General features: G+C 48.8%; 21 protein-coding genes and 2 pseudogenes. 3 read left to right on the top strand and 20 right to left on the bottom strand.

Annotated features, from left to right (window positions below):
- Positions 1-9 precede the first annotated feature (9 nt).
- From pstA (AC0YNS_RS14890) to AC0YNS_RS14880, 3 genes are all read right to left on the bottom strand, one after another.
- Positions 10-897, bottom strand: a complete 888-nt coding sequence (pstA, locus tag AC0YNS_RS14890; RefSeq protein WP_475781759.1) for a phosphate ABC transporter permease PstA — start codon at positions 895-897, stop codon at positions 10-12.
- On the bottom strand, positions 894-1754 hold the full coding sequence (gene pstC / locus AC0YNS_RS14885; RefSeq protein WP_475781892.1) for a phosphate ABC transporter permease subunit PstC: 861 nt from the start codon (positions 1752-1754) through the stop codon (positions 894-896). Before pstC (AC0YNS_RS14885) ends, pstA (AC0YNS_RS14890) begins: the two co-directional genes overlap by 4 nt.
- A 171-nt stretch (positions 1755-1925) precedes the next feature.
- Positions 1926-2864 (bottom strand): phosphate ABC transporter substrate-binding protein PstS family protein, encoded by a 939-nt coding sequence (locus AC0YNS_RS14880; protein WP_475781758.1) that lies wholly within the window; start codon positions 2862-2864, stop codon positions 1926-1928.
- Positions 2865-3050: 186 nt separating this feature from the next.
- On the opposite strand from AC0YNS_RS14880, the gene AC0YNS_RS14875 reads away from it, so the two are divergent.
- Positions 3051-3968 carry a LysR family transcriptional regulator gene (locus AC0YNS_RS14875; protein ID WP_475781757.1) on the top strand — a complete coding sequence of 306 codons (918 nt, stop codon included), beginning with the start codon at positions 3051-3053 and terminating at the stop codon, positions 3966-3968.
- A 70-nt stretch (positions 3969-4038) separates the two neighbouring features.
- Here AC0YNS_RS14875 and phoU read toward each other — a convergent pair whose 3' ends face one another.
- From phoU to AC0YNS_RS14810, 13 genes and pseudogenes are all read right to left on the bottom strand, one after another.
- Positions 4039-4698, bottom strand: a complete 660-nt coding sequence (phoU, locus tag AC0YNS_RS14870) for a phosphate signaling complex protein PhoU (protein ID WP_475781891.1) — start codon at positions 4696-4698, stop codon at positions 4039-4041.
- Between the two features lie 35 nt (positions 4699-4733).
- Positions 4734-5504, bottom strand: coding sequence for a phosphate ABC transporter ATP-binding protein PstB (gene pstB, locus AC0YNS_RS14865; protein WP_090981581.1), 771 nt, complete (start codon positions 5502-5504; stop codon positions 4734-4736).
- Positions 5505-5621: 117 nt separating this feature from the next.
- Positions 5622-6029: pseudogene (locus AC0YNS_RS14860) on the bottom strand (methyl-accepting chemotaxis protein); the annotation flags it as partial.
- 300 nt (positions 6030-6329) lie between these two features.
- Positions 6330-6473 (bottom strand): annotated as a pseudogene (locus AC0YNS_RS14855) (CBS domain-containing protein); the annotation flags it as partial.
- A gap of 348 nt (positions 6474-6821) precedes the next feature.
- Positions 6822-7724 carry a phosphate ABC transporter permease PstA gene (pstA, locus tag AC0YNS_RS14850; RefSeq protein ID WP_475781756.1) on the bottom strand — a complete coding sequence of 301 codons (903 nt, stop codon included), beginning with the start codon at positions 7722-7724 and terminating at the stop codon, positions 6822-6824.
- Position 7725: 1 nt separating this feature from the next.
- Positions 7726-8673: a phosphate ABC transporter permease subunit PstC gene (gene pstC, locus AC0YNS_RS14845; protein ID WP_475781755.1), complete on the bottom strand. Its 948-nt coding sequence runs from the start codon at positions 8671-8673 to the stop codon at positions 7726-7728.
- Positions 8674-8752: 79 nt separating this feature from the next.
- Positions 8753-9610 (bottom strand): phosphate ABC transporter substrate-binding protein, encoded by an 858-nt coding sequence (locus tag AC0YNS_RS14840; protein ID WP_475781754.1) that lies wholly within the window; start codon positions 9608-9610, stop codon positions 8753-8755.
- A gap of 41 nt (positions 9611-9651) precedes the next feature.
- Complete coding sequence (locus tag AC0YNS_RS14835; RefSeq protein WP_475781753.1) at positions 9652-11043, bottom strand: stalk domain-containing protein; 1392 nt, start codon at positions 11041-11043, stop codon at positions 9652-9654.
- Positions 11044-11330: 287 nt separating this feature from the next.
- Positions 11331-12182 (bottom strand): hypothetical protein, encoded by an 852-nt coding sequence (locus tag AC0YNS_RS14830; protein ID WP_475781752.1) that lies wholly within the window; start codon positions 12180-12182, stop codon positions 11331-11333.
- Between the two features lie 102 nt (positions 12183-12284).
- A complete protein-coding gene (locus tag AC0YNS_RS14825) occupies positions 12285-12725 on the bottom strand; it encodes a hypothetical protein (protein WP_475781751.1) in 441 nt (146 codons plus the stop codon).
- A gap of 378 nt (positions 12726-13103) precedes the next feature.
- A complete protein-coding gene (locus AC0YNS_RS14820; RefSeq protein ID WP_475781750.1) occupies positions 13104-14645 on the bottom strand; it encodes an MDR family MFS transporter in 1542 nt (513 codons plus the stop codon).
- Positions 14646-14701: 56 nt separating this feature from the next.
- Entirely contained in the window at positions 14702-15328 is a 627-nt protein-coding gene (locus tag AC0YNS_RS14815; RefSeq protein WP_475781749.1) for a PadR family transcriptional regulator, read from the bottom strand.
- Between the two features lie 157 nt (positions 15329-15485).
- Complete coding sequence (locus AC0YNS_RS14810; protein WP_475781748.1) at positions 15486-16331, bottom strand: amidohydrolase family protein; 846 nt, start codon at positions 16329-16331, stop codon at positions 15486-15488.
- A gap of 122 nt (positions 16332-16453) precedes the next feature.
- Between AC0YNS_RS14810 and AC0YNS_RS14805 the strand changes: the two genes are divergently transcribed.
- Positions 16454-17212, top strand: coding sequence for an endonuclease/exonuclease/phosphatase family protein (locus AC0YNS_RS14805; RefSeq protein ID WP_475781890.1), 759 nt, complete (start codon positions 16454-16456; stop codon positions 17210-17212).
- A gap of 58 nt (positions 17213-17270) precedes the next feature.
- On the opposite strand, the gene AC0YNS_RS14800 is transcribed toward AC0YNS_RS14805, so the two are convergent.
- The 4 genes from AC0YNS_RS14800 to AC0YNS_RS14785 form a co-directional block, all read right to left on the bottom strand.
- Positions 17271-18179, bottom strand: a complete 909-nt coding sequence (locus tag AC0YNS_RS14800) for a fumarylacetoacetate hydrolase family protein (protein WP_475781747.1) — start codon at positions 18177-18179, stop codon at positions 17271-17273.
- A gap of 57 nt (positions 18180-18236) precedes the next feature.
- Complete coding sequence (locus AC0YNS_RS14795) at positions 18237-19010, bottom strand: SDR family NAD(P)-dependent oxidoreductase (RefSeq protein ID WP_475781746.1); 774 nt, start codon at positions 19008-19010, stop codon at positions 18237-18239.
- A gap of 13 nt (positions 19011-19023) precedes the next feature.
- Entirely contained in the window at positions 19024-19791 is a 768-nt protein-coding gene (locus AC0YNS_RS14790; protein WP_475781745.1) for an IclR family transcriptional regulator, read from the bottom strand.
- 765 nt (positions 19792-20556) lie between these two features.
- The gene (locus tag AC0YNS_RS14785) at positions 20557-21258 is read right to left on the bottom strand and encodes a stalk domain-containing protein (RefSeq protein WP_475781744.1); all 702 of its coding nucleotides are present in this window, start codon (positions 21256-21258) and stop codon (positions 20557-20559) included.
- 180 nt (positions 21259-21438) lie between these two features.
- Here AC0YNS_RS14785 and AC0YNS_RS14780 point away from each other — a divergent pair, with 180 nt between their 5' ends.
- Positions 21439-22347, top strand: coding sequence for a helix-turn-helix domain-containing protein (locus AC0YNS_RS14780; protein WP_475781743.1), 909 nt, complete (start codon positions 21439-21441; stop codon positions 22345-22347).
- Positions 22348-22400 lie beyond the last annotated feature (53 nt).

Genomic DNA, 22400 nt, shown 5'->3' with positions numbered 1-22400 from the left:
CACCCTTCCCTATTTGGTTGCTGTAAATCTACGATGCAAGTATCTGCCAAACCATCGTGCGGAGAAGTTGAACAATAGAACCATTAAGAGCAAGACAGCAGATGCACCGGCAGCAATCTCTGCTGCATCCGGAGCCAAGCCTTCACTGTTAATTTTCCAAATATGCACCGCCAGCGTCTCAGCCGGACGGAACGGATTCAGCGGCGAGAATGGGCTCAGCGGATTCCAATTGGTGAAATCCAGGCGCGGCGAGCTCATGCCGGCTGTGAAGAGCAGCGCAGCTGCTTCGCCGAATACACGGCCCGAAGCAAGAATCGTACCTGTTACAATCGTGGGCATTGCGATCGGAAGCATGACGGATGTGATCGTCTTCCAACGCGACAATCCAAGCGCCAAGCTGGCTTCCTTCTGTTCACGCGGTACGCCGCTGAGCGATTGCTCTGTAATCCGAACCATAAGCGGCAAGTTGAACACGGTCAGGGCTAGTGCGCCGGAGAATAGGGAGAACCCGAAACCGAACAAGTTAACGATAACTAGAAGTCCAAACAAACCTACTACGATGGATGGGAAGGACGAGAGCACCTCGACAACCAACCGAATGGAATCCGTCAAACGGCCCGGTTTCGCATATTCACTCATATAAATCCCGGCGCCAAGTCCGAGTGGAATCGTAATGATAAGTGTCAATACAAGCAAGAACAAGGAATTGAAGAGCTGTGGTCCAATGCCGCCTCCGGCCTTAATCGTTTGTGGTGCGGAGGTCAAGAAATGAAAGCTGATATGTCCTACTCCGCGGAAGAGGATAAAACCGAGCAATCCCGCCAAAATAAGAACGATAAGTGAAGCTACGGCGATAATAACACCTGTGGCGATACGATCTGCGGTTTTGGCGTTCATCGTTGGTTTCTCCTTTCCAAGAAGCGGACTATGAATACAAATACAAAGGTCATGCTAAGCAGTATAAGGGCGAGCGACCACAACACATTGTTGTGCGTAGAGCCCATAACCGTGTTACCCATATCGAGTGTAATGACACTCGTCAGCGTCGATGCTGATTCAAACAACGAATGCGGGATATGCGGCGAGTTACCGATGACCATTTGTACAGCCAATGCTTCGCCGAAGGCACGGGACATCCCAAGAACAACCCCCGTTAAGAGCGCTGGCAACGTAGTAGGAAGAACAGTCCGGTAAATCGTCTGCCAGCGAGTAGCACCAAGCGCGAAGGAAGCTTCCTTCAAACCGCGAGGCAATGCAGCCAGTGCATCCGTAGCAATCGTTGTTACCGTTGGCAAAATCATGAGCGAGAGCACGATGGCTCCCGCCGCAATTCCGATACCTTGGCCCGGGAATAACGCCCGGAGCGCGGGTACAACAATACTAAGACCAACAAATCCGAAAACAACCGATGGAATACCCGCGAGCAGCTCAATAACCGGCTGCAGCACTTTTTTACCGAGACCAGGCATAATTTGGGTCATGAACACGGCTGCGCAGATACCAAGAGGTGCTGCGAGCAAGGACGCAAGAATAGAAGTACTGAATGATCCGAAGATGAATGGCAGTGCGCCATAAAGCGGAATATCACCTTCCGGATCCCATTTCAAGCCGCTAAGCAGCCCGCCGAGGCTAACGCCATCCATAATAAACGTAGTCAAACCACGGGAAGAAACGAAATAGACAATAGCAGCGATCGTGATGACGAGGACTAGAATACAAAGCGCTGTATAAACTTTACCTACCCATTCCTCCATGACATGCGGTTTCACGAATGTTCTAGTTGTCTTCCCCGTTTGAATCCGTTTCTTATTTGTACGAGCGGGCTGCTCCATGAATCTTCTCTCCTTCAACTAACATTCTCATGACAGGCAAGTAGAGGCGGAGTGTATCCACCTCTAATGACTGTGCTATTTGTTTAGGATTACTTATTTCGTGATATTGCCGTCAACATCGCGTTTCACTTGCATTTTATTCATTGGAATGTAACCAAGCTCTACAACATCACCGTTTTGAACTTCATCGCTAGTCATGTAATCAAGGAATGCTTTAGTTGCTGCATCCGGCTCGCCTTTCGTGTACATGTGCTCATAAGCCCATACCGGATAAGTTCCGGACACGATGTTTTCTTCTTTAGCTTCTACGCCTTCATATTTCACTGTTTTTACAGTGTCATCGATGTAGGAAAGGGCAAGGTAACCGATAGCGCCCGGTGTTTCTGCAACAAGCTTCTTAACTGTACCTGAGGAATCTTCTTGGATAGAGCCTTGAACATCTTCGGATTTCGTGCCAAGCGCGTATTTCTCAAACGTTTTACGTGTGCCTGAGCTGCCCGGACGGTTAACGATTGTGATTTTCTCATCTGCGCCGCCGACTTCTTTCCAGTTCTTCACTTTACCAGTGAAGATGTCAACAAGCTGTTGTTTAGTCAGGTTGTCTACTGCGATGTCTTTATTGATTACAGTTGCCATAGCTACAACTGCTACTTGATGGTCAACCAATTCTTTGGCTTTGTCTGCGTCAGCATCCGTGAACTTCTCTTCAGCGAAGATATCGGAGTTACCGATTGTTGCTTGACCGCCGGATACTTGAGTCAGCCCTGTACCGCTGCCGCCACCTTGAACTTGAACGGTAACGCCGGAGTATTTCGCGTCTTCCATGAACTTCTTGGACACTTGTTCAACCAGTGGTTGAAGTGCCGATGATCCCGTTGCAAGAATGGAACCGCTTAGTGCTTCACCTGCGCCTGCGTTATTCGTACCGCTATTTTGTGAGTTGGAGTTCGTGCTCTCCTCGTTCTTCGAGCCGCAAGCCGCCAAACCGATTGTCAACATCAGAGCTACAACAATTAGTAATGCCTTTTTCATTTCAGTTCTTTTCTCCTTCCGCTCCTGCGCGGTTATTTGTTTTACAAGACTTAGTATAGACGTCACGTATTAATCGTATATTTTCGAAGTGTTAACGGAATGCAAAAACTACATAGATGAATTGTATATAGTGAGTGGTTATTATAGAATAAATAAATAATAACTCGTTACTGGAGCGCATATATTATGAATATATTAAGATTGCAGATTTTGGTATTGATTGAGCGGCTCCGTAAGGTGACTGCCGTTGCCGATGAGCTCGGAATTAAGCAGCCAACCGTCAGCTTTCATATGAAGAAGCTTGAGGAAGAATGGGGAACGCCGCTCTTCGAGATGAAGACAGGGAAGGTCATGCTCACGGAATCCGGAAAACTGCTGTATCAGTATGCCGAAGGCATTGACCGTCTGTATCGCGAGGCACAGGAACGGTTCGCATCGTATCGCCAAGATGGGAAACATCAATATATAATCGGCTGTACGGATGCCGCTTCCTCTGTCCTATTCAGCGGAAATTGGTATCGGCTCGCTGCGGAAGCATCCACTTTACAGATCAACCTGGTCACCGGCGAAACCGACCGTTTATTCGAGCAGCTTCATGCAGGCAAGCTTGACCTTATTGTGTACGGACATTCGCCGCGTTATGAGCGTGAGCTGCAAAGCTGTCAATCGGAGCTGTTGCTTGAGGATCGGCTATCGCTATATACGACTAAGGCACATCCATTACTTGATGTGCGCGACAACAACACGTCCACGTTTCTGCTTCATGGTCAAGCTTATGTCAAGCTTGCAGATCCCTCCATTGAAGATGCGCTGAGTAACTGGTCCGCCAACGAACAACTTAAGCTCATCAGTCCACTGACTACGGATCGCATCGACTTAGCCTTGAACGCAGTTCGAGCCGGTTCTTTACTGGCCTTTCTCCCCAGCCTTGCAGCACCTCAATTGCCCGGAGGTCTTCTTCGACTTCCGCTGCCAGGTCAACCGCAAGCTTGGAAGCTGGTTGCCGCTTGGCGTTCCGATTATTGGAATCCATCGCAGCAGCAGCGCATGGTCTCTTTGCTTAAAGAGCTCCCTAAGCTGCAAAAAGCAGCCGATTCGAAGTAAAGATGCGCTTCGAATCGGCTGCTTTATGGGCATGCTATAGAGAATATTAGTGCTGCTTGATCATTAAGAATTAAGAGTTCAAATCAGGTCTTGAGCCTGTTACCAGGTATACAACCGATTCCCCAATGTTCGTTGCATGATCCGCAAAACGTTCGATGTAACGTCCTACGAAGCTAAGCAGATTGGCCTGGGAGATCGTTTTCGGATTTTCCATCATGAGCGAGAACAGCTCGCGGATGATCTGTGAATAAAGCGCATCGACCAGGTCATCGTCTTTGGCCATTTTATAAGCCATGTTGACATTCTCTTGTACGAACGATTGAATCGCTTCGTAAGTCATCATCTGTACGATCTGCGTCATGCGCGGCAAATCAATCAATGGTTTGATCAATACTTGCCCTTCCAATCTCAGCACGACTTTGGCTACGTCTACGGCCAGATCGGCCATGCGCTCAAGATCGGAGGCAATCCGGAAAGCGACCAGGATACGTCTTAAATCCTTAGCAACCGGCTGCTGAGTAGCAATTAGCATCGCACCCAGTTCCGAAATTTTCTCTTCGATCTTATTGATCGATTTGTCATCTTGAATGATTTGCTTTGCAGCAGGCACATCGATCGTTTCCAGTGCGTCCATCGCCTTCGCAATAACCGCTTCTACCCGTTGACCCATTTGTACGATCAGCTCGTTCAATTCCTCGAGTCCATGATCAAATTCTTTGCGCTTCGTCATCATCGCTTAAATGCTCTCCCTCTGTGGTTTAGGAATTAGCCGAAACGGCCGCTAATGTAATCTTCCGTACGTTGATCGCGTGGATTCGAGAACAGCTTCTCTGTCTCTGAGAACTCCACCACTTCGCCGTTTAGGAAGAATACCGTCTGGTTGGAAACACGAGCCGCTTGATGCATGTTGTGTGTAACCATGACGATTGTATATTTATCTTTCAGCTCTTGTGCCAATTCTTCGATCTTCAGGGTCGAGATCGGATCAAGTGCAGAAGTCGCTTCGTCCATAAGCAGGATGTCAGGGTTGACGGCAATTGCACGCGCAATGCAGAGTCGCTGCTGTTGTCCGCCGGATAGGCTAAGCGCGGAACGCTTCAGGTAATCCTTTACTTCGTCCCACAAAACAGCGGAACGAAGGCTGGATTCCACGATTTCATCCAACTTTTGTTTGCTGCGAATGCCGTGCAAGCGCGGGCCGTACGCTACGTTATCATAAATGGATTTCGGGAATGGATTCGGCTGTTGGAATACCATGCCGACTTTCTTGCGCAGTGTCTCCACGTCCACTTCTTTCGAATAGATGTCCGCACCGCCGATTGTGATTTTGCCTTCGATTCTTGTGCCTGGAATCATGTCATTCATCCGGTTAAGCGTACGAAGCAGCGTTGATTTACCGCAGCCCGATGGTCCTATGAAAGCGGTGATCGCTTTCTCCGGAATATCCATCGATACGTCCTTCAAGGCGTGGAATTGACCATAATGTAAATTTAATTTATGAATATCGATCAAAGTCTGGGAAGCTGTTGATTGCATGGCATATTCCTCCGTATTGGGTGGACTGGTTAACCGTCCGATTCAGGCCTACCTTGAACTAGGATAGCGTGAATTTGTTTATCTAATATGTTCGTTTTGTAAACGCAGTATTAAAATTCACTCTTTCACTTGCAAATCTTGAATCAATTGCTTCATTTGCTCCGTTACACGCTGCGATTGCAAGTAGGCTTGGTTCGACAGCTTGCCGATCTCACTCGAGCTGTTGCTGCTGCCGGCAGCTGCATGGAACAGCTGTTGGAATACGTCCGCTGCTTCTTTTATGTACACTTGACTCGTATCTGCTTCCGTCTTGCCTAGACTAACCAAATGAACCGTTTCCTTGACCGCTTCCATAATGGAGCCAATCAGCCGATTAATATCCTCTGCGGATTCTTTCGTCTGCGTAGCCAATTTCCGAACCTCATCGGCCACAACCGCAAAGCCTCTCCCATGCTCACCGGCACGAGCCGCTTCGATCGCGGCATTAACCGCAAGTAAATTACATTGATCCGCAAGTCCGCGAATCAGCTTTGACACCTTATCAATCGATCCGGCACGATCTTGCAAATCGCTGATTTGACTTTCCTGAACATCTGTACGATTCGTCAGATTATGAAAGGCCTTCGACACTTTATCGAGCTCGTTCTTGCCTTTGAGCGTCAAATCCAGCATTTCTCTCGACATCGATTCGCCTAGCTGTGAAGCTTCCTGCACATGAACGATGGAACGGTCGATTTCTTCGATCATCACTTCCGCACCGTGGATCATGTTCACTTGTGCCTTCACACTTCGCTGCTGGAGTAATCGGGACATTTTCAGCAAATCCGCCATGGTCAGCATACCGATGAAACGATCATTCTCCGTTACTAGCACACAGTCGTACAACGTTTTCTCTTCACGACCTAACGCACGATCAAGCAGCTCCTGTATGGAAACGCCTTGATGCACGATGAGCGGCTGACGATCCATAAGCTTCGCAATGGAACGGCCGTAATACAGCTCTCTGCCGAATCGATGCGTCTGGATGATGGTAAGTTTATTTCGCATAACAAGTCCAATCGGTCGCTCCATGTCATCGCAAACCACAACACATTCATGATCCGGCGTTAACGCGAATTGCGAAATGACATCCTGGCAAGTGTGAGATACGTTCACGATTGCTGCTTCCCTAATGAAAGCTGTCAATAATGCATGATCTGAAGTCTTTACCTGAGCTTCTGCAGTCGGCATATTCGTAAGTAGTTCTTCAGTTGTCAGCCGTTCCAATACAGCAATAGTCATACATATCTCTCCTTTCAGTGAGGCAAGCTTGCGAAATTAACGGGATCTGCGCGCGTTCAGCCACAGCGGGACACGGAAGACAATATTAATGAGCAGGACGACGAAGACAAGTACGGCAGCAGCTTTCTCAGCGATTAGCTGTGCATCCGGGACGATGGCTTCAGACTGTACATACCAGAGGTGAACCGCAAGTGTAGCGCCGGGCGAGAACAAGCTGAAATCCCACATCTCACCGGAAGAAGAAACGCCGGCAGTCAGGATGATAACGGCACTCTCACCGAAGGCACGACCAGCAGTCAGACAGATACCGGTAATAATACCGTTCAATGCAACCGGAACAAGGACGCGGATGATCGTTTGCAGATGAGTGCTTCCGAGGGCGAACGAAGCATGCTTCATCTCTTTCGGTACCGCACGAATCGCTTCTTCCGTTACCCGTGTCAGAACCGGCAGGTTCAAGAAGGCTAAGCTGACAGCACCGCCAATGATCGTAAGGCCAACATCAAATGCTTCAACAAACAACGCGATTCCAAACAGACCGAAAATAATCGAAGGTACGGAAGCAAGTCCTTCTACGCAAATCCGGATAAAAGCGATAAACTTCGTCGCTGGCGCGAACTCAGCCAAGTAGATACCGGCTGCCATCCCAAGCGGAATCGAAATCACCAGTGATATTGCAAGCACATAGAACGAGTTGAAGATTAACGGGCCGATACCGCCGCCCTCTTCCATCTCACTCGGAAGTCCGTACAAGAAGCCCCAATCGAGTTCCGGGAGCCCTTTTTGCAAAATCAAGAACAGCAGTCCACAAATGAATAGTATCGTGCACAACCCGATCGTCCATACAACGAAAGTAAACAGCCGGTTGCTCAGATGATTGAAACCTCTGCGTGCCGCAAACGGATTAGGAATAGAAGTCGTCCCTTTGCCTGTACTCATGTTATGATTTCACTCCTCTGCCTTGGAATAGCCTTACGATTACGATCATGAGGAGCGAGATAATGAGCAGGATAAAGCCCATCATATATAGCGCGTAGTTCCAAGTGGAATCAAACGGGACATTCGCGATTTGCATAACGATATTACTGGTCAATACAGCCGTCGGCTTGAACAGTGCATCCGCGAGCTGAGGGGTATTACCGATTACCATAACAACGGCCATCGTTTCACCGATTGCGCGTGCCATACCCAGAATAACTGCGTACATGATGCCGCTCTTCGCAGCAGGCAGTACGACTCTTACGATGGTTTGAAATCTAGTTGAACCCAGTGCATACGAAGCATCCCTGAATTTCTTCGGAACCGCTACGATGGAATCATCCGTGATCCGGCTGATGGTCGGCAATGTCATAATCGTGAGCACGATAGCCGCCGCTAGAATACCATCGCCCATATTCGTTCCTGTTACGGTACGGAGCATTGGGATAAGAACAGTCATACCAAGAAAACCGTAGACTACCGAAGGAATGCCTACGAGCAAATCAAGTACAGGGCGCAGCATCGTCTTGAGCCATGCCGGCGTCATTTCGGATAAGAAGATTGCAATTATGACAGACAGCGGTACGGAAATCACCATTGTCAGCAGGGTTAAGGCGAATGTACCGAATATAAAGATAAATGCGCCGTATTGATCATTCTCAGGTACCCATTCAGTGGAGAAGAAGAAATCTTTCACGGAAACCGTCTCGAACGTAAGTACGCCCGTGCGGCCCATCAGGAACAAAATCGAGAATAGAATAACACATACGAAGACAGCACTTGCGATACAGATCATGCGAAACGTACGGTTATAGAACGAAAGCCGTGCTTTGCGGCTGAATTTGCGACCGGATGAATTCTCAAGGCTACGTCCCAATTCGCTGGATACAGGGATGTCCATCATGCTCATGACGCTGCTCTCCTTTCAAGTGTTCAAAGTTAGAGCCGGCCTCGCAATTGTTAATGCGATAAGCCGGCTCCGCTACATCTTATTTCATGGCCGAGATCGGGATAAATTTAAGCTTCTTAAGCGATCCGGTTTGGAACTTCTTGCTCTGTACGTAGTCGATGAATGCTTTAGTAGCGCCAGTTGGTTGGCCTTTTGTCATGTAGTAACCGTAGCCCCACACTTTGTAAGTACCGTTGATTACGTTAGCTTCTGTTGGAGCAACGTTGTTGATTTTAAGCCCAGTCATTTTGCTTGTCACATAGACAAGGTCGATATAACCGATTGCGTTTGGCGTCGTTTCGATGGCTGTTTTCATGTCACCGCTCGACTTCACTTCTTTATAGTTAGAACCTTTTGTCATGAAATCAGTACCATTTAGCGCCTTCATTTGGAAGTTAACGCGTGTACCGGAACCGAATGCACGGTTTACTACGATAATGTCCTTGTCTGCTCCGCCAACTTCTTTCCAGTTGGTAATTTTACCGGAGAAGATACCTTGCAGCTGCTCCGTGGACAAGCTGCTAATGCCAACGTTGCTGTTTGTGATTGCTGCGAATGGAATAACGGCTACTTTATTAGCAACTTGACCTGTGAAAGCTTTGAAACCCGGTACATCTTTCGTGGCATCCCAGTCAACAGCGCCGATGTCAGCAATACCTTTACGAACCGATTGAGGACCCGTGATGGAACCTGCAGCCGATGCGGAGATTCTAACTTTCGGGTTCAGCTTCTTGAACTCGTTAGCAGCTTGCAGTGTCAATGGCAGAAGTGCCGATGAACCATTGATTACGATGCGGCCGCTCAATTTGCTGGAAGCACTCGCAACGGATACGGAACCGAATGCGACTGTAAGTGCGATAAGGGCGAAGCTTAAACTTTTAAACCATTTTGTTTTCATCTGTGGAAGTTCTCCTCTCAATTTAGAACACTGGAATTGAATTAGTTCGTTACTTTCTTAAGGCCGCTCTCCGATTTCACATAAACTGCATCGTCCATCACGAAAGCAATTGGTGTTCCTGCTGCAGCTACAACTTCACTTACGTTGCCTTCTACTTTGCCAAGCGTTGTTACAGCGCCAGTTGCGATGTTTACTTCATAAGCGCTTGTAACGTCCGCGGAATCAGCAAGTACATAGATTTTGTCGCCGGCTTGTGTAGCTTGAAGGACGTCTTTATCGCCGATCAGCTTCGTTACGGTTTTGTCCAATGCTACGGCTACAAGGGAAGATGGCTTGTTGTCTTCAACGCTCACATAGAAAGCTTTGCTGCCGTCTGCTGCTGCGCCTACGAACACTTTGTCATCTGTTGTTGTTGTCAATTTCACGGGCTTGTTTGTACTTGCCGAGAAATCAAAGCTGTAAAGCTGCGGCTCCGTACCTGTGTTGTCGATTGCTACATCATCAGCATCAACCGGCTTATTAGCATCAGCAGTTACTGCACCCGGTTTGATAACCGTGTAGAAGAACTTCTTGCCGTCAGCGGAAACAGCCAGTCCGGATTTGTAATCGACTTTGTCATCCAATACTTTCGTAATGGAACCATCAGCAACGTTCATCTTAGCGACCACGGAGCCTTTGTCACCTTGCAGGAAGTAGATTGCGGAGCTGTCCGCCGACCAAACCAACTCAGGTTTAATGGAGTTATCTGACGATACCACTTTAGCAGCCGGGAACTTGCCAGCAAGATCGATGATATTTACGATGCCATCGCCGTCTGTGTAAACAGCAAGCTTACCGTTAGGAGATACAGTCAGATCAGAAGCCGTCGTAGAAACCAACAATTGTGTATATGCACCTGTGTGAGCGTTAACGATATAGTCAATACGGCCTTCTTCAGTCAATTGGGATGCCAGCAAACGATCCGCATCAATCCAGCGGATGTCATCAGCGTGGATCTTAGCTACGGCATCAATTGCGATCTTGCCGGAAGCATCTGTCGAAGAATCAACGCCAAACGCGCTTACGAAGTCTTCAAGAGATACATAATAGCTGCCATTTACGCTTTGTACAGCTTCTTGCAAACTTACTGCTTCGCCATCAACCAATGCTGCGTTCGAACCTGCATGAAGCTCGATTGCGTGGTTGTTGAAGTATGCCGTTACGCCCGATTTAACATTGACCATGAATTGCACGCCTGCCGCTGTTCCCAAATCTCTCAGCGCGTATAGCACTGTGTTGTTTGCTTGGATGGAACGGACATGGAATGCCGTGTCATTGATTGTGAGATCTACCGTCGATGCGTTTGTTACGGATGCGGCGGAGACTACACTCACTGCCGAAGTACTCAGTGCTGCGGCAAGTGCGGAAATCATTAGCGTTTTTTTCATAGACATTTAGCTCGTATCACCCTTCTGGAATGGTTTATTGTCGTTTTCGTTATGTACAATTCTGATTATAAGTACCCATTGTAAAGCGGCAGTTAATGGTGCGGCTGGTATTGTAAAGCAGCGGTTAATGTATTGTGAAGCATTTGTTAAGATGTGCCATTTGGCCTAATGGATCGGTTTAGACAATCAAAAGATTGGGTAAACAGCTTTCAACTTTCGACCGCGCCAAAAAAGCCGCCTCTCCCAGCCTGTCGGCATTGGAGAAACGGCTCTGTTATAAGTAATGGAATCTCTTAAGTGGGTCTCGACTTTGTAAAGTTAATAATCTTACTCGTTAAATAACCCCCGTTGCTGATCCCGATTAACCCAACAAGCTCTTCCGGCAGTGCGGGAAACCGATCTATTGCTGCGAGATCTTGCGTCATCAAGGTTGAGTAAATGGTCACAGAATAGACCGTCAATGCCATCATTGTAAACAGAAACATCTGCACTTTGGCGATATCGATGTACGCATGGTTTTGCATTTCTTCCCCTTCAAATATATCGCTGAACTGCGCGTCTTTGTAAGAGGGATTCGCATAAAGGGTACCTTGCATGCTCGTTTCGATTTCTTGCGTGCTCTTGTTATAGGCCTCAGCGGCGCTTTGCACAAGTTGAACCTTAAGGGAGTCATCAATTGCGCGGTTCTTCTTCGCTCCATTAATCATGGGGCTGAAGATCGCTGACACACTGCTGATGCCCATCAGAGCAAGGACAGTCGAATCAAACTTAAGCTGCAGCGGATGTTCCGGATGGAGTGCGAGATTCCCTACAAGGACGGTAAAATAAGTCGATGTGAAGAGCACCGTCCATAGCGTGATTTGCAGCCTGGACAGACTCATGAGGTTGCGTTCATTAATGAGGATGCCAAGCGGATGGTTCAGCTTGCCTTTGCCAATGGCGAAGATCATATATAGCTCGGATAGAATGACGGCAGACAGATTATACCCTTTAGGCAGAAACCAGGCACTGAGGAACGCAAGCACAAGTGCAATTGTCAAGTGAATGGTTACTTGTGTAGAATTCCATTGGGGCGGTGAGCTCGGCAGCGGATTGTGTCCACTTATTGTGGAGCTTGTTTGCGGCGGCACTGCATTGTCGGGCATAGATCCCCTCCTCCTTTGGTCCTAAATTTACCAGAAGGAGGGCGAATATACTGTCAGTCGGTGAAGTCGAATTCAGTCGATTGGGGGACCGGAGTTTGACGGCTAATCGGTCTGATCAATCAGCCATTCGTTGTTTTCTTGCTTCAAGACGTACATGATCGTTGTAATCATCGGCTTCTTCTCTAATTTACTGTCCACATCTACATATGCCACATATTCGCCACTGCGGTTTTTGCCCACGTTGCGTAATTTAGCTTCAACTACACGAAATCCAGGCGTGAACTCGCTGACTCTGGCTTTATAGCCGGATGTCAGAATTCCCTTATTCGCGGCATTATCCTCTTCATTCATATAATTGATATTTCTATTAATAAGCTTCACGCATTGTAATAGCTCACCTTCATAATCACGCTCATCAATATAGATGACTTGCTTGCCTTCCGGAGATGATGTCGAAGCCGGCTCGGCTTGTGCGCTTTGTCCTAAAATCGCCGCGATGAGGATGAAGGTCATCAGCGCGGTTGCTACTCTATTGCCTTTCATATCTTTATTAGCCTCCCTTTGTTATTCAATATGAACAAGAAGAGAGTATCTTAATCCTGTGAAGTGATAATAGCTGCAAGCAGCTGCTTCAGCTCTGATCAGCTGATTGTTGCCTTTTATGCAACATTTCTCGAGAAAAAGAGGGCTCATTGCGAAATTATTGCCTATTCTGCAACATATACTCCCGTTATCGCCATTTGGCGGCCAATCTGATTAGAATTGTTGCATTTCCTGCAACATATAGGTACGTATGAACGCTTAGTAGGGGGAAATGTTGTCTTTAATGCAACAATTCATTAGCAAGTCTGCACAGACCACTCAATAAAAAAACTGCCTCAAACGTCGCAAGTTGCGCGTTTTGAGGCAGCTCTGTGTTAATTAATGCGAGGATGAGCCGTATTCACTGCTCTCCGCCATAGCGTCGAGCTTCTGCCGTCCCATGAAGAACGCGAATGCAAGGGCAAGCACGGATGGAATGATCGCCCACATGAAGGTGTAGGTGATCGAAGATGACAATGCACCTACGATCTTATCCAGCACATCAGCCGGGATCTGCTCCCTCGTTTCCGGTGTCAGAATGGCACGCGGGTCGCTGAGATCAAGACCTGCCGGCAGTGCAGCCCCGTCGCCTCCCGCTCCGGCGAAGGAGTCCTCCAATTTATTCGTCATCACATGGCTTTGGACGATACCGAATACGGTAATTCCGATGGTCATCCCAAGCGAGCGGAGGAAGTTAAGCGTTGCACTCGCCGCACCGCGCTCCCTTGGCGAGAAGGAGTAGATGGCTGCGTTGCTAAGTACCGAGAACGATGCTCCGATACCAAGACCGACCAATATCATAAACAACGTCACGATAAACCGCGTTGAATCAACGCCAAGGGTCGTCAGAAGCACGTTGCCAGCAACAAGAATTCCGAGGGTTGGAATCATAATGGAACGGAAAGTCATCTTCGTCATCAAGAAACCGCCGCCCGTCGCCGTAACGACCGTACCGAGCATCATCGGCAGCAGGACCATACCGGCATTCGTCGCTTTACCGCCGAGTACGCCTTGAATGAAGATCGGAATGTACACGGAAGCCGTAATGAAAGCGGCACCACTGAACATCGCTATGGCATTACTGCTCCAATACAGCCGTTTACGGAACATGTTAAACGAGATAATCGGCTCCGATACTTTACGTTCGATCATAATGAATGCAATCAGCAAGACGGCGAAGCCTGCAAACAAACCCATTATCATGGAAGAATCCCATGCATACTTCTTGCCGCCCAGCTCAAGCGCGAACATGAGGCACACGATACCGCCGACAAGAGTGAATGCGCCGCCCCAGTCGATCCGCTGTTTGGCATGCTCAACCGATTCTTTATAGAAGATAGCAATCATAAGGAAAGCAATCAGGCCAAGCGGCAGGTTGATGTAGAATATCCATTCCCATGCGATATAGTCCGTAATATACGCACCGAGAAGCGGTCCAAAGATACTCGACATACCGAATACGGCACCGAATAGGCCCCCCAGCTTACCGCGGCTCTCAAGAGGCACGGCATCGAACATGATGGTAAAAGCAATTGGCACCAGCGCGCCGCCGCCAATCCCTTGAATGGCACGGTAAATGCTAAGCTCGATAATCGAATGTGCGGTACCGCACAGAATAGAACCGAGCATAAAGGTTAATATCCCGAAGATAAAGAACCTTTTGCGCCCATACATATCGGACAGTTTACCGAAGATCGGCATGCCTGCCATTTCCGCAACCATATAAGCGGAAGTTACCCATACAAATTTGTCCATGCCGCCCAGGTCATGAACGATCGTACCCATCGCCGTTGCTACGATGGTGTTATCCATGGATGCCATAAGAATGCCAAGCAGCAAACCAGCGACAACAATACCAACATTACTTCGTTTTGCCATCATTGTGAGTTGTTCCCCTCCATTGTGTACATCATTGTTCTGTCTAGCCGGTTCATCTGTCATGCATCTGAGTCTTCGTCATCCATAGGTGTCGTATCGATCCACACCTGCTCCCCATCCCCCGGCCTCGTCAAGCTGCCATCCTTGATCTCACGGATAAATGATCGCAGCCAAGCAAGCTCTGATTCCAACTGGTTGACGATAAACTCCTGCTCAATAATGAATATCCGTGCAAGTCCTTGCGAAACCGCATAGTCGTTCCCGGCACGTCGCTGCACGATATCTTGCTGCACGAAGTTGATTCGCTGCTCCAAGAGAGCGGCCGTTTCCTTCGGTGAAATATGGCCGATAAACGATAATGCCACCGGTAATTGCGGATATTCTTTCACGGGGGCATAAATCAGCTCTCGGATCCAATCGTGAAACTCCGCAACACCGGCATCCGTAGGTGCATAAATCGTCCGCTCGGGATGCTTCCCTTCCCGCTGGGTTTCCAGCGGCACGATCCACGCCTGCTTCAGCAGCGAATCTACTACCGAATAGAGCGAGCCGTTGTTGAGCTTGATCACATCCGGAATTCCGCGCTGTTTCATCGTGGCGGCAATTTCATACGGATGCATCGGTCGTTCATTAAGCAGCGATAAGACGGCTAGAGCCAGCATGTTACTTACTTTTCGTTTGGCCATCCTTCATTGACTCCCTTAAGTAACGATTCGATCTCGTATAGTCCATTTCGACTATACGGAATAGAATGCTTTCTGTCAACCGCCTGCAGCATGAGAAAATAAAAAAAACCTTGGGCTGATGAGCTATAGGATTAAGCTCCCCCAAGGTTTACATGTTCTATAGAGACAGTTTATAGAAAGTCGCCGCATTGCTGCCGTATAACGCCTCGCGTTCGCTTTGACTAAGCGTTGTTGGAAGTACTTCATCCAGCACATCGCACACATCCTTGTAGCTTCCGGCGAGCAGACATACCGGCCAATCGCTGCCGAACATGATTCGTTCCGTGCCGAAGACCTCCACGATATGTCTTACGTAGCTCATAAATTGCTCCGGCTTCCAGTCATCATGCGCTGCTTCCGTAATCATGCCCGACAGCTTGCAATATACGCCCGGATATTGCGCAGCGATCTCGCTCATTTGCGTGGCCCAAGGCTCGAGTATGCCCTCGCGGATTTGCGGTTTACCAATATGATCGATAACGGCATGCAGATCCGGTACTTGCTTAAGCAATGCGAGCGTCGCAGGCAATTGATGCGAAACAATGAGCAAATCAACAGGAAGCTTGATCTCTGCCAAGTAACGAAGCGCCTCCAGCGATTGCGGATTCAGCGCCTCGAACGGATCGCTCATATCTTGAATCATCACGCGAATACCGACAAATTTGGGATGCTCTCGGAATTCGTCCAAGACGCTGCGCCAATTCGGATCTTGGAAATCCAGCCAGCCAACTACGCCGGCAATCGAATCCGCATCATCGCTGAGCGATAGCATAAAGGCTGTTTCTTCGTGGGTTGCCGCCGCTTGAACGACGATCGTACGCGTTACGCCGGCAGTCTTGAGCTCCGGTTCTAAATCCGCAGGTCCATAATCGCGGAATAATATCGGACCTGCTGCCGGTGTCAGCCAGCCATAGTCGCCGCGATCTAATTTCCAATAATGCTGGTGGGCATCAATTCTAATCATCGTTAACGGGCTCCTCTTTATATGAAATTTAGTTGAGAGTTGAAACGCTTCCATGTTATATTTTGGTTTCTTGGATCATCCATTTCATTGCTATTGATTGGAGGAATACGAACGTGAAGATCATGACGTTTAATCTGCGAGTCCATGTTGAATCCGATGGCGACAATGCATGGCCCTACCGGATTGAGGAAGCAGCCCAAGCGATTAAGCAAGCGGATGCGGATGTCGTTGGCACGCAGGAAGGTACCGCTGCGATGCTGCAGGATTTGCAGGCGCTGCTGCCTGATTATCGCTGGCTTGGCATCAGCCGCACCGGCCAGCTTGAAGGCGAATATTGCGCGATATTTTATCGGCATGCAAGGCTTGAGCCCGTAGAAAGCGGACATTTCGGATTGTCTGAGAATCCGCAGCAGCTAGGCTACACCAGTTGGAACTCCGCTTATCCCCGTATGTGCACCTGGACCAAGCTTCGTCAACAAAGCGGCGAGGAATGGGTCGTTTACAACACCCACTTGGACCATATCAGCGCTGAGGCTCGAACGAACGGCGTTAAGCTGATTGTGGAGCGAATGAAAGAGTCGTCTGCGCTTGCAGGTAATATCCCTGCCGTACTTACAGGAGATTTCAATTGCGGGCCTGACAGCGATGTCATCGGCGCCTTGAATGAGCTCGGACTTCTAAACGCCTACACAGCGCTTGCCGGAGATGCTGTTGGCCTCACCTTCCACGACTATCAAGGAGGAGAAGAAGGCGTACCGATCGATTATATTTTTGTCACGCCAAATGCCCTTGTTCATCAGGTTCATATTGACCGAAACCGCTATAATGACCGCTATCCTTCGGATCATTATCCGGTCGTAGCCACTGTCGAACGGCGTTAATTGGTTTCGCTCAGAAGAATTTCTTCAAAAAAGGAGTGCCGAGGCACTCCTTTTCACTTTATTCGGTGTCTGCTACGAAACGGTTCGTCAACGCACCCAGCTTCTCGATTTCAATCGTTACTTCGTCGCCCGGCTTCAAGTACACTTGCTGCTCCACCGGAAGTCCAAGCACAACCCCCTCAGGCGTCCCCGTCAGAATAACATCGCCCGGCACAAGCGTCATATGCTGCGACACATAGCTGACAATCTCATCGCAAGCGAAAATCATATCCGACGTATTGGAGTTCTGGCGCACTTCACCGTTTACGGTGGACTTGATCCACAGATCGTTCGGATTGCCAACTTCATCGGCAGTCACAAGGTAAGGACCGAGCGGGCTGAAATCATCGCAGGACTTGCCGAGCAGCCATTGCTGCGTACGGAGCTGCAGGTCACGCGCGGACAGATCGTTCACGGCGCAGTAGCCGAATACGTGGGAGAGAGCGTCTTCTTTGGCCACATACTTTGTTTTCTTACCGATAACGATAACAAGCTCCGCTTCGTAATCCAGCTTCTCCGTTACCTTCGGAACGGCGATATCTTTCAAATGGCCTGTCAGTGTGTTGTTGAATTTATTGAACAGAATCGGATAGGCCGGAATCGGCGCATTCGTTTCTTCTGCATGCTTGCGGTAGTTGAGCCCGATGCAAATGATTTTGTTCGGATGTGTGACGCATGGTCCCCATTCGATGTCGCTTTCTTGACGAACATAGGCTTCTCCGCCGGCCACTTGAAGGGATTCGATGTAGTTTCTAAGTGAAGCCGTTGCAGCGTCTCCGCCTTCAATGACGGCCATCACCGATGAAGGCACTTCTGCGTTTGCGCTTCCGGCAGCTGCCTGAAGAGCTGCTTCTACGTCGACAACACCGTTCTCTGTTACTACGCCAAGCGCATTACGACCTTGTTTGGAGATGCTAATGAGTTTCATAAGTGAATTGGCCTCCGATCTCATAGTGGGAATAAATTTAGAATTAGTTCGATAGAATTAAGCGTTCTTGCCGAAAACAACGCCGCCGTCCACGTAGAACGGAGAGCCCATCACGAACGAAGACTCATCAGATGCCAGGAACAACGCAGCTTTGGCAACATCCTCCGGCAAACCAAGCTCTTCGCTCAATTGGCGTTTCTTCAAACCTGCGATTGCCTGTTCGGGATCGGCATAAGAGGTTTTCAAGTAATTTTCTACGAATGGCGTCATGATTGTACCCGGTAGAAGGGCATTAACGCGAATATTGTATGGCGCGTAGTCAACTTGCATGGACTTCGTAAGCGCAAGGACAGCACCTTTAGTTGCGGCATAAGAAGCACGGCGTGCCAGTCCGATCTCCGCAATGCACGAAGACATGTTGATGATCGAGCCGACGCGACGCTCCATCATGTGAGGGATGACATATTTGGAAGGCAGGTAGACGCCGCGAATATTAACGTTAATGACGCGATCCCATGCTTCCGGCTCTATCTCATGCAGCAAGCCTACTCCGCTGATGCCCGCATTGTTGAAAAGCACGTCGATGACGCCATGGTGAGCGATAATTTGATCGACCATGGCAGATACTTCAGCCGGGTTGGTGACGTCTGCACGGATGAAGATCGCTTCTCCGCCCGCTTCTTGAATCTCCTTCACCGTATCTGTCCCGTTCTGCTCAGACAAATCGTTAATGACCAGCTTTGCACCTTCCCGTGCAAACAATAATGCAGTGCTCTTCCCGATGCCCGAGCCCGAGCCTGTAATGAGAATTACTTTATTGTGCAATCGCATTCTCTCATCTCCCTCATAGGTTGTGGCTCGGCAGCGATAGTCGCTGCGCAAGCCCCTTCATTTCTTCGATGGTTTGGTTCGACTTGACTTCCCATTGGTGAAGCAGCATGGAACAGCTAACCGCAGCAGCTTGGTTCGCGTTCGTGCCGGCCATAATCGGAGCGGCCACACAGCGGAAACCCATGACTGACTCTTGGTCGTCTAAAGCGTAACCTTGCTTGCGAATGACATCCAATTGAGCAAACAGCTCATCGCGATTGTCAATCGTATGGGGCGTCAGCTTCGGCAGATCAACCTGCGGGTACAGTGCGAGTCTTTCGTGCTCGCTTAGCTGCGAGAGCATGGCTTTGCCGAGTGCCGTAGCATGTGCGGGAAGCCGCATCCCCGGCTCGGATTGCAGCCGGACCGGCGAATTCGCTTCCACTTTGCCCATATACAGCACCTGGTCGTCGATGCGCTTCGCGAGCTGAATCGTTTCCTGCAGCCGATCTCGAACCGACACCGCTTCGTCCATGAAAAAAGGATGCAAATCATACTGCTTCAAATACGAGGAGCCGAATTCGGCAAAGGTATGTCCAAGCGTATACGTATCGCCTGCCGCCCGCTTCACCCAGCCGAGAGTTTCCATCGTGCTCAGCAAGGAGAACATCGAGCTCTTGTTGATTTCAAGCTTCTTCGATAAGTCGATCAGCTTATGCTTGGCTGGCTCCTGTGCCAGAACAGTCAGCACTTTATCCGCTTTCTCCAGCGCAGGCACCCAGTACTTGCGTTCCTCAGACACGCCAATCGCCTCATCCATTGTTGATGAGTTGGTTCTGTATACAAAACCAACTTCTTTATATAAAACCTAATTCCTACTATCACTATAGCTCGCCCAGTAGGGAATTTCAATAAGAAATTTGGAGTTTTTAAGCACAAAAAAAGAGAGTGGATTCTCCACTCTCTCTCTCAGTCTGTCGAGAAACCCGTGTTGATACAACGTCGTTTTTTAGCTTCCCGTACGGTAGTTCTAAGTACCTCCGTGATGAGTGCATATTTTGTCGTCGCATTCTAACGCTAACGGTTGTGGCAGTGGTTATTTGCCATAAATTAGCCCTTTTTATAGTCTAACGGTTGCCAGCGAGCTTATTTAATCATTTTCCCCTTGGAATCGATCCATTTGTTGCAAATAACGACTGTGGCAACCGTTAGATTTTCAAAAAGGCTTATTTGTATGAAATAGCCACGCTGGCAACCGTTAAAATGTTATTCATGATGTATAGACAACAAAGCGGCTGCCCAGCGGATGCTAAACAATTCCATGCGTTTCGCTATTGCCGTTTGCGGGGATTACAACGTGATGGAACAAGCGTTGGTGACTGCCGCCCTACGGAACATGAAAAAGATCGCCCTCCATCTAGAACGGAGGGTTTAGGGGTAAAACCGTCCTTATGCTTGTATTTTTCACTCCAAAAAAACAAAGAGAAACCCACCGTTTAAAAAACAGCAGCTTTCTCTACAATCTGAGAGTGGATACTCCACTCTCGCTGCTAACGCGGCCAACACATTACCTAAACGGACTCGGTTCCTGATTCAGTTTGAAGGTGCTGAGGAGGCGTTCCTGATCGATTTTATAGAACAGCTGGTTGTTAATCACTTCTGTTATTACGGTATAAGCCTTCGTGATCTGCTTGTACGTACTATCATCCCCGGGGTTGATGACATTGTAGCGTACCGCGACTTCATAGATCGGCCTGTTCGCTGAGTCTTTGCCCATCGTCCTGCCGTCTATGATCTTATAGCTCGAAATGCTGCGCATCGAAGAGCCGACCATCCCTGAGAATGGATGCCACACACGCACATCATCTTGAATCGCTTGCGCCGAGAGCAGTAATTTGAAATCTTCATCCGCATCATAGGAACTGGAAAATGCACCTTGAAGCGCAGCCATGTAGCGGTTCACTACATTAATAACGCTATTATATTGGATATAGCCGGGGAAGGAATCATCCTTCCATATCTCAACCGCACCGCTGCCTCCGCCCGTGATGCTGACTTCCTTCTTGGCCGAATTCCAAGCAACGTCACCGCCTAACTGTTCCGATACAATACGAAGCGGCACATATACGCGATCATCACGCAAGTATGCTCCGCTGTCTTTTACAGTTACCCCATTTATCTTCAACGACAATTGACCGGCAGCGTATACAGCAGTTCCGGTTACAAGTGAACAGACGACGCACAATATGGCGATCCATTTCTTCTTCATCACGACAACTCCTCGAAATTAATAATTCCTTTCTACTATGGACGCTTCTCAGCATCAAACAGTTGCGAGCCAATGCGCAAAACTATTGCACGGAATGCAGTACCTCAGCAATAATATACCAAAGGACGCCGCAGCCCCTACGCGCCTAATCGCAACCACCGCAGAAAGGAAGTCCGCCGGATGCTGCCTAATCAAAGCGGTTTACCCACCATCAACAGTATTGGCGATATTATCGTGCAAGCGGGCGGTCACCAGCTTGGACCACGCACGATAGTCGACTATGAGCTGGTCTATTTTCCAGAAGGCTCCGGTACGATGTACGAGGTTCAAGGGATGCAGCCCATCCAGCATAGGCTGAGCGCACCTTGTTTCGTATTCACGCAACCGGATACTATGCACCGGTATTTGTTTGACCGCGACCGCAATGTGCGGCATCTATTCGTTCACTTCGACTACGACCTCCTGCGGGAGAAGGATCCGCGTTTCACCGCCCTGCTCAGCACCATTCATGTGGTTCCGGCCGCACAAAGCAGCTTGATCGGTGCCATTATCAATCAGATTGTCGTGGTCGCCAATTATCAATCCCACCACTGGCGGCGCAGGCTCGCCTCCCTGTTAACGACAGCCATCGAGGAATTAGCAGCGTTCGCCGATAAAACGCCGGAATTTGCAATCAGCAGCTACCCCGTCCAAATCGCCAATAGCATCGCCTACATGGAAGAGCATCTCACAGAGCCGATTACGATCGAAACGATTGCTCAGCGGTCCGGTTGGTCTCATGCGCATTTCACGCGAATGTTCGTCGAAGCTGTGGGCATGTCGCCTAAACGAATGCTCCTTGAACGCAGGCTGCATCGAGCTGAGGAATTGATGATGAGAGGTGCGGGGACAGTCAAGCAAATATCGTACTTAGCCGGCTTCGGCGATGAGCATCATTTCTCCAAAATGTACAAACGTATCCGCGGCATTACCGCAACCGAATATATAGAGCGCTGCAAAGGGCCGATTTTCCGACATACGGCAATTGGCGTCGATCCGGATCGAACTTTCGTCAATCGACATATCGTCGTCAACCCAGATATCAAATAAACACATCGAAAATCATTTCCATCCATTGAAACCGCTCTCTTAATATTGCACAA

Source organism: Paenibacillus sp. J22FR21 (assembly GCF_056269135.1).
Note: the sequence above shows the minus strand (reverse complement) of the source record. Positions and strands in the feature narration are given on the sequence as shown.

What these genes read in the sequence shown, in the direction of transcription:
- AC0YNS_RS14875 (WP_475781757.1), top strand. Translation starts at nt 3,051, where the DNA reads ATGAATATATTAAGATTGCAGATTTTGGTATTGATTGAGCGGCTCCGT.
- AC0YNS_RS14880 (WP_475781758.1), bottom strand. Translation starts at nt 2,864, where the DNA reads ATGAAAAAGGCATTACTAATTGTTGTAGCTCTGATGTTGACAATCGGT.
- AC0YNS_RS14785 (WP_475781744.1), bottom strand. Translation starts at nt 21,258, where the DNA reads ATGAAGAAGAAATGGATCGCCATATTGTGCGTCGTCTGTTCACTTGTA.
- AC0YNS_RS14825 (WP_475781751.1), bottom strand. Translation starts at nt 12,725, where the DNA reads ATGAAAGGCAATAGAGTAGCAACCGCGCTGATGACCTTCATCCTCATC.
- AC0YNS_RS14780 (WP_475781743.1), top strand. Translation starts at nt 21,439, where the DNA reads ATGCTGCCTAATCAAAGCGGTTTACCCACCATCAACAGTATTGGCGAT.
- pstC (WP_475781892.1), bottom strand. Translation starts at nt 1,754, where the DNA reads ATGGAGGAATGGGTAGGTAAAGTTTATACAGCGCTTTGTATTCTAGTC.
- pstA (WP_475781759.1), bottom strand. Translation starts at nt 897, where the DNA reads ATGAACGCCAAAACCGCAGATCGTATCGCCACAGGTGTTATTATCGCC.
- AC0YNS_RS14820 (WP_475781750.1), bottom strand. Translation starts at nt 14,645, where the DNA reads ATGATGGCAAAACGAAGTAATGTTGGTATTGTTGTCGCTGGTTTGCTG.
- AC0YNS_RS14805 (WP_475781890.1), top strand. Translation starts at nt 16,454, where the DNA reads ATGACGTTTAATCTGCGAGTCCATGTTGAATCCGATGGCGACAATGCA.
- AC0YNS_RS14810 (WP_475781748.1), bottom strand. Translation starts at nt 16,331, where the DNA reads ATGATTAGAATTGATGCCCACCAGCATTATTGGAAATTAGATCGCGGC.
- AC0YNS_RS14830 (WP_475781752.1), bottom strand. Translation starts at nt 12,182, where the DNA reads ATGCCCGACAATGCAGTGCCGCCGCAAACAAGCTCCACAATAAGTGGA.
- AC0YNS_RS14840 (WP_475781754.1), bottom strand. Translation starts at nt 9,610, where the DNA reads ATGAAAACAAAATGGTTTAAAAGTTTAAGCTTCGCCCTTATCGCACTT.
- AC0YNS_RS14800 (WP_475781747.1), bottom strand. Translation starts at nt 18,179, where the DNA reads ATGAAACTCATTAGCATCTCCAAACAAGGTCGTAATGCGCTTGGCGTA.
- pstB (WP_090981581.1), bottom strand. Translation starts at nt 5,504, where the DNA reads ATGCAATCAACAGCTTCCCAGACTTTGATCGATATTCATAAATTAAAT.
- AC0YNS_RS14795 (WP_475781746.1), bottom strand. Translation starts at nt 19,010, where the DNA reads ATGCGATTGCACAATAAAGTAATTCTCATTACAGGCTCGGGCTCGGGC.
- AC0YNS_RS14835 (WP_475781753.1), bottom strand. Translation starts at nt 11,043, where the DNA reads ATGTCTATGAAAAAAACGCTAATGATTTCCGCACTTGCCGCAGCACTG.
- pstC (WP_475781755.1), bottom strand. Translation starts at nt 8,673, where the DNA reads ATGAGCATGATGGACATCCCTGTATCCAGCGAATTGGGACGTAGCCTT.
- pstA (WP_475781756.1), bottom strand. Translation starts at nt 7,724, where the DNA reads ATGAGTACAGGCAAAGGGACGACTTCTATTCCTAATCCGTTTGCGGCA.
- AC0YNS_RS14815 (WP_475781749.1), bottom strand. Translation starts at nt 15,328, where the DNA reads ATGGCCAAACGAAAAGTAAGTAACATGCTGGCTCTAGCCGTCTTATCG.
- phoU (WP_475781891.1), bottom strand. Translation starts at nt 4,698, where the DNA reads ATGACGAAGCGCAAAGAATTTGATCATGGACTCGAGGAATTGAACGAG.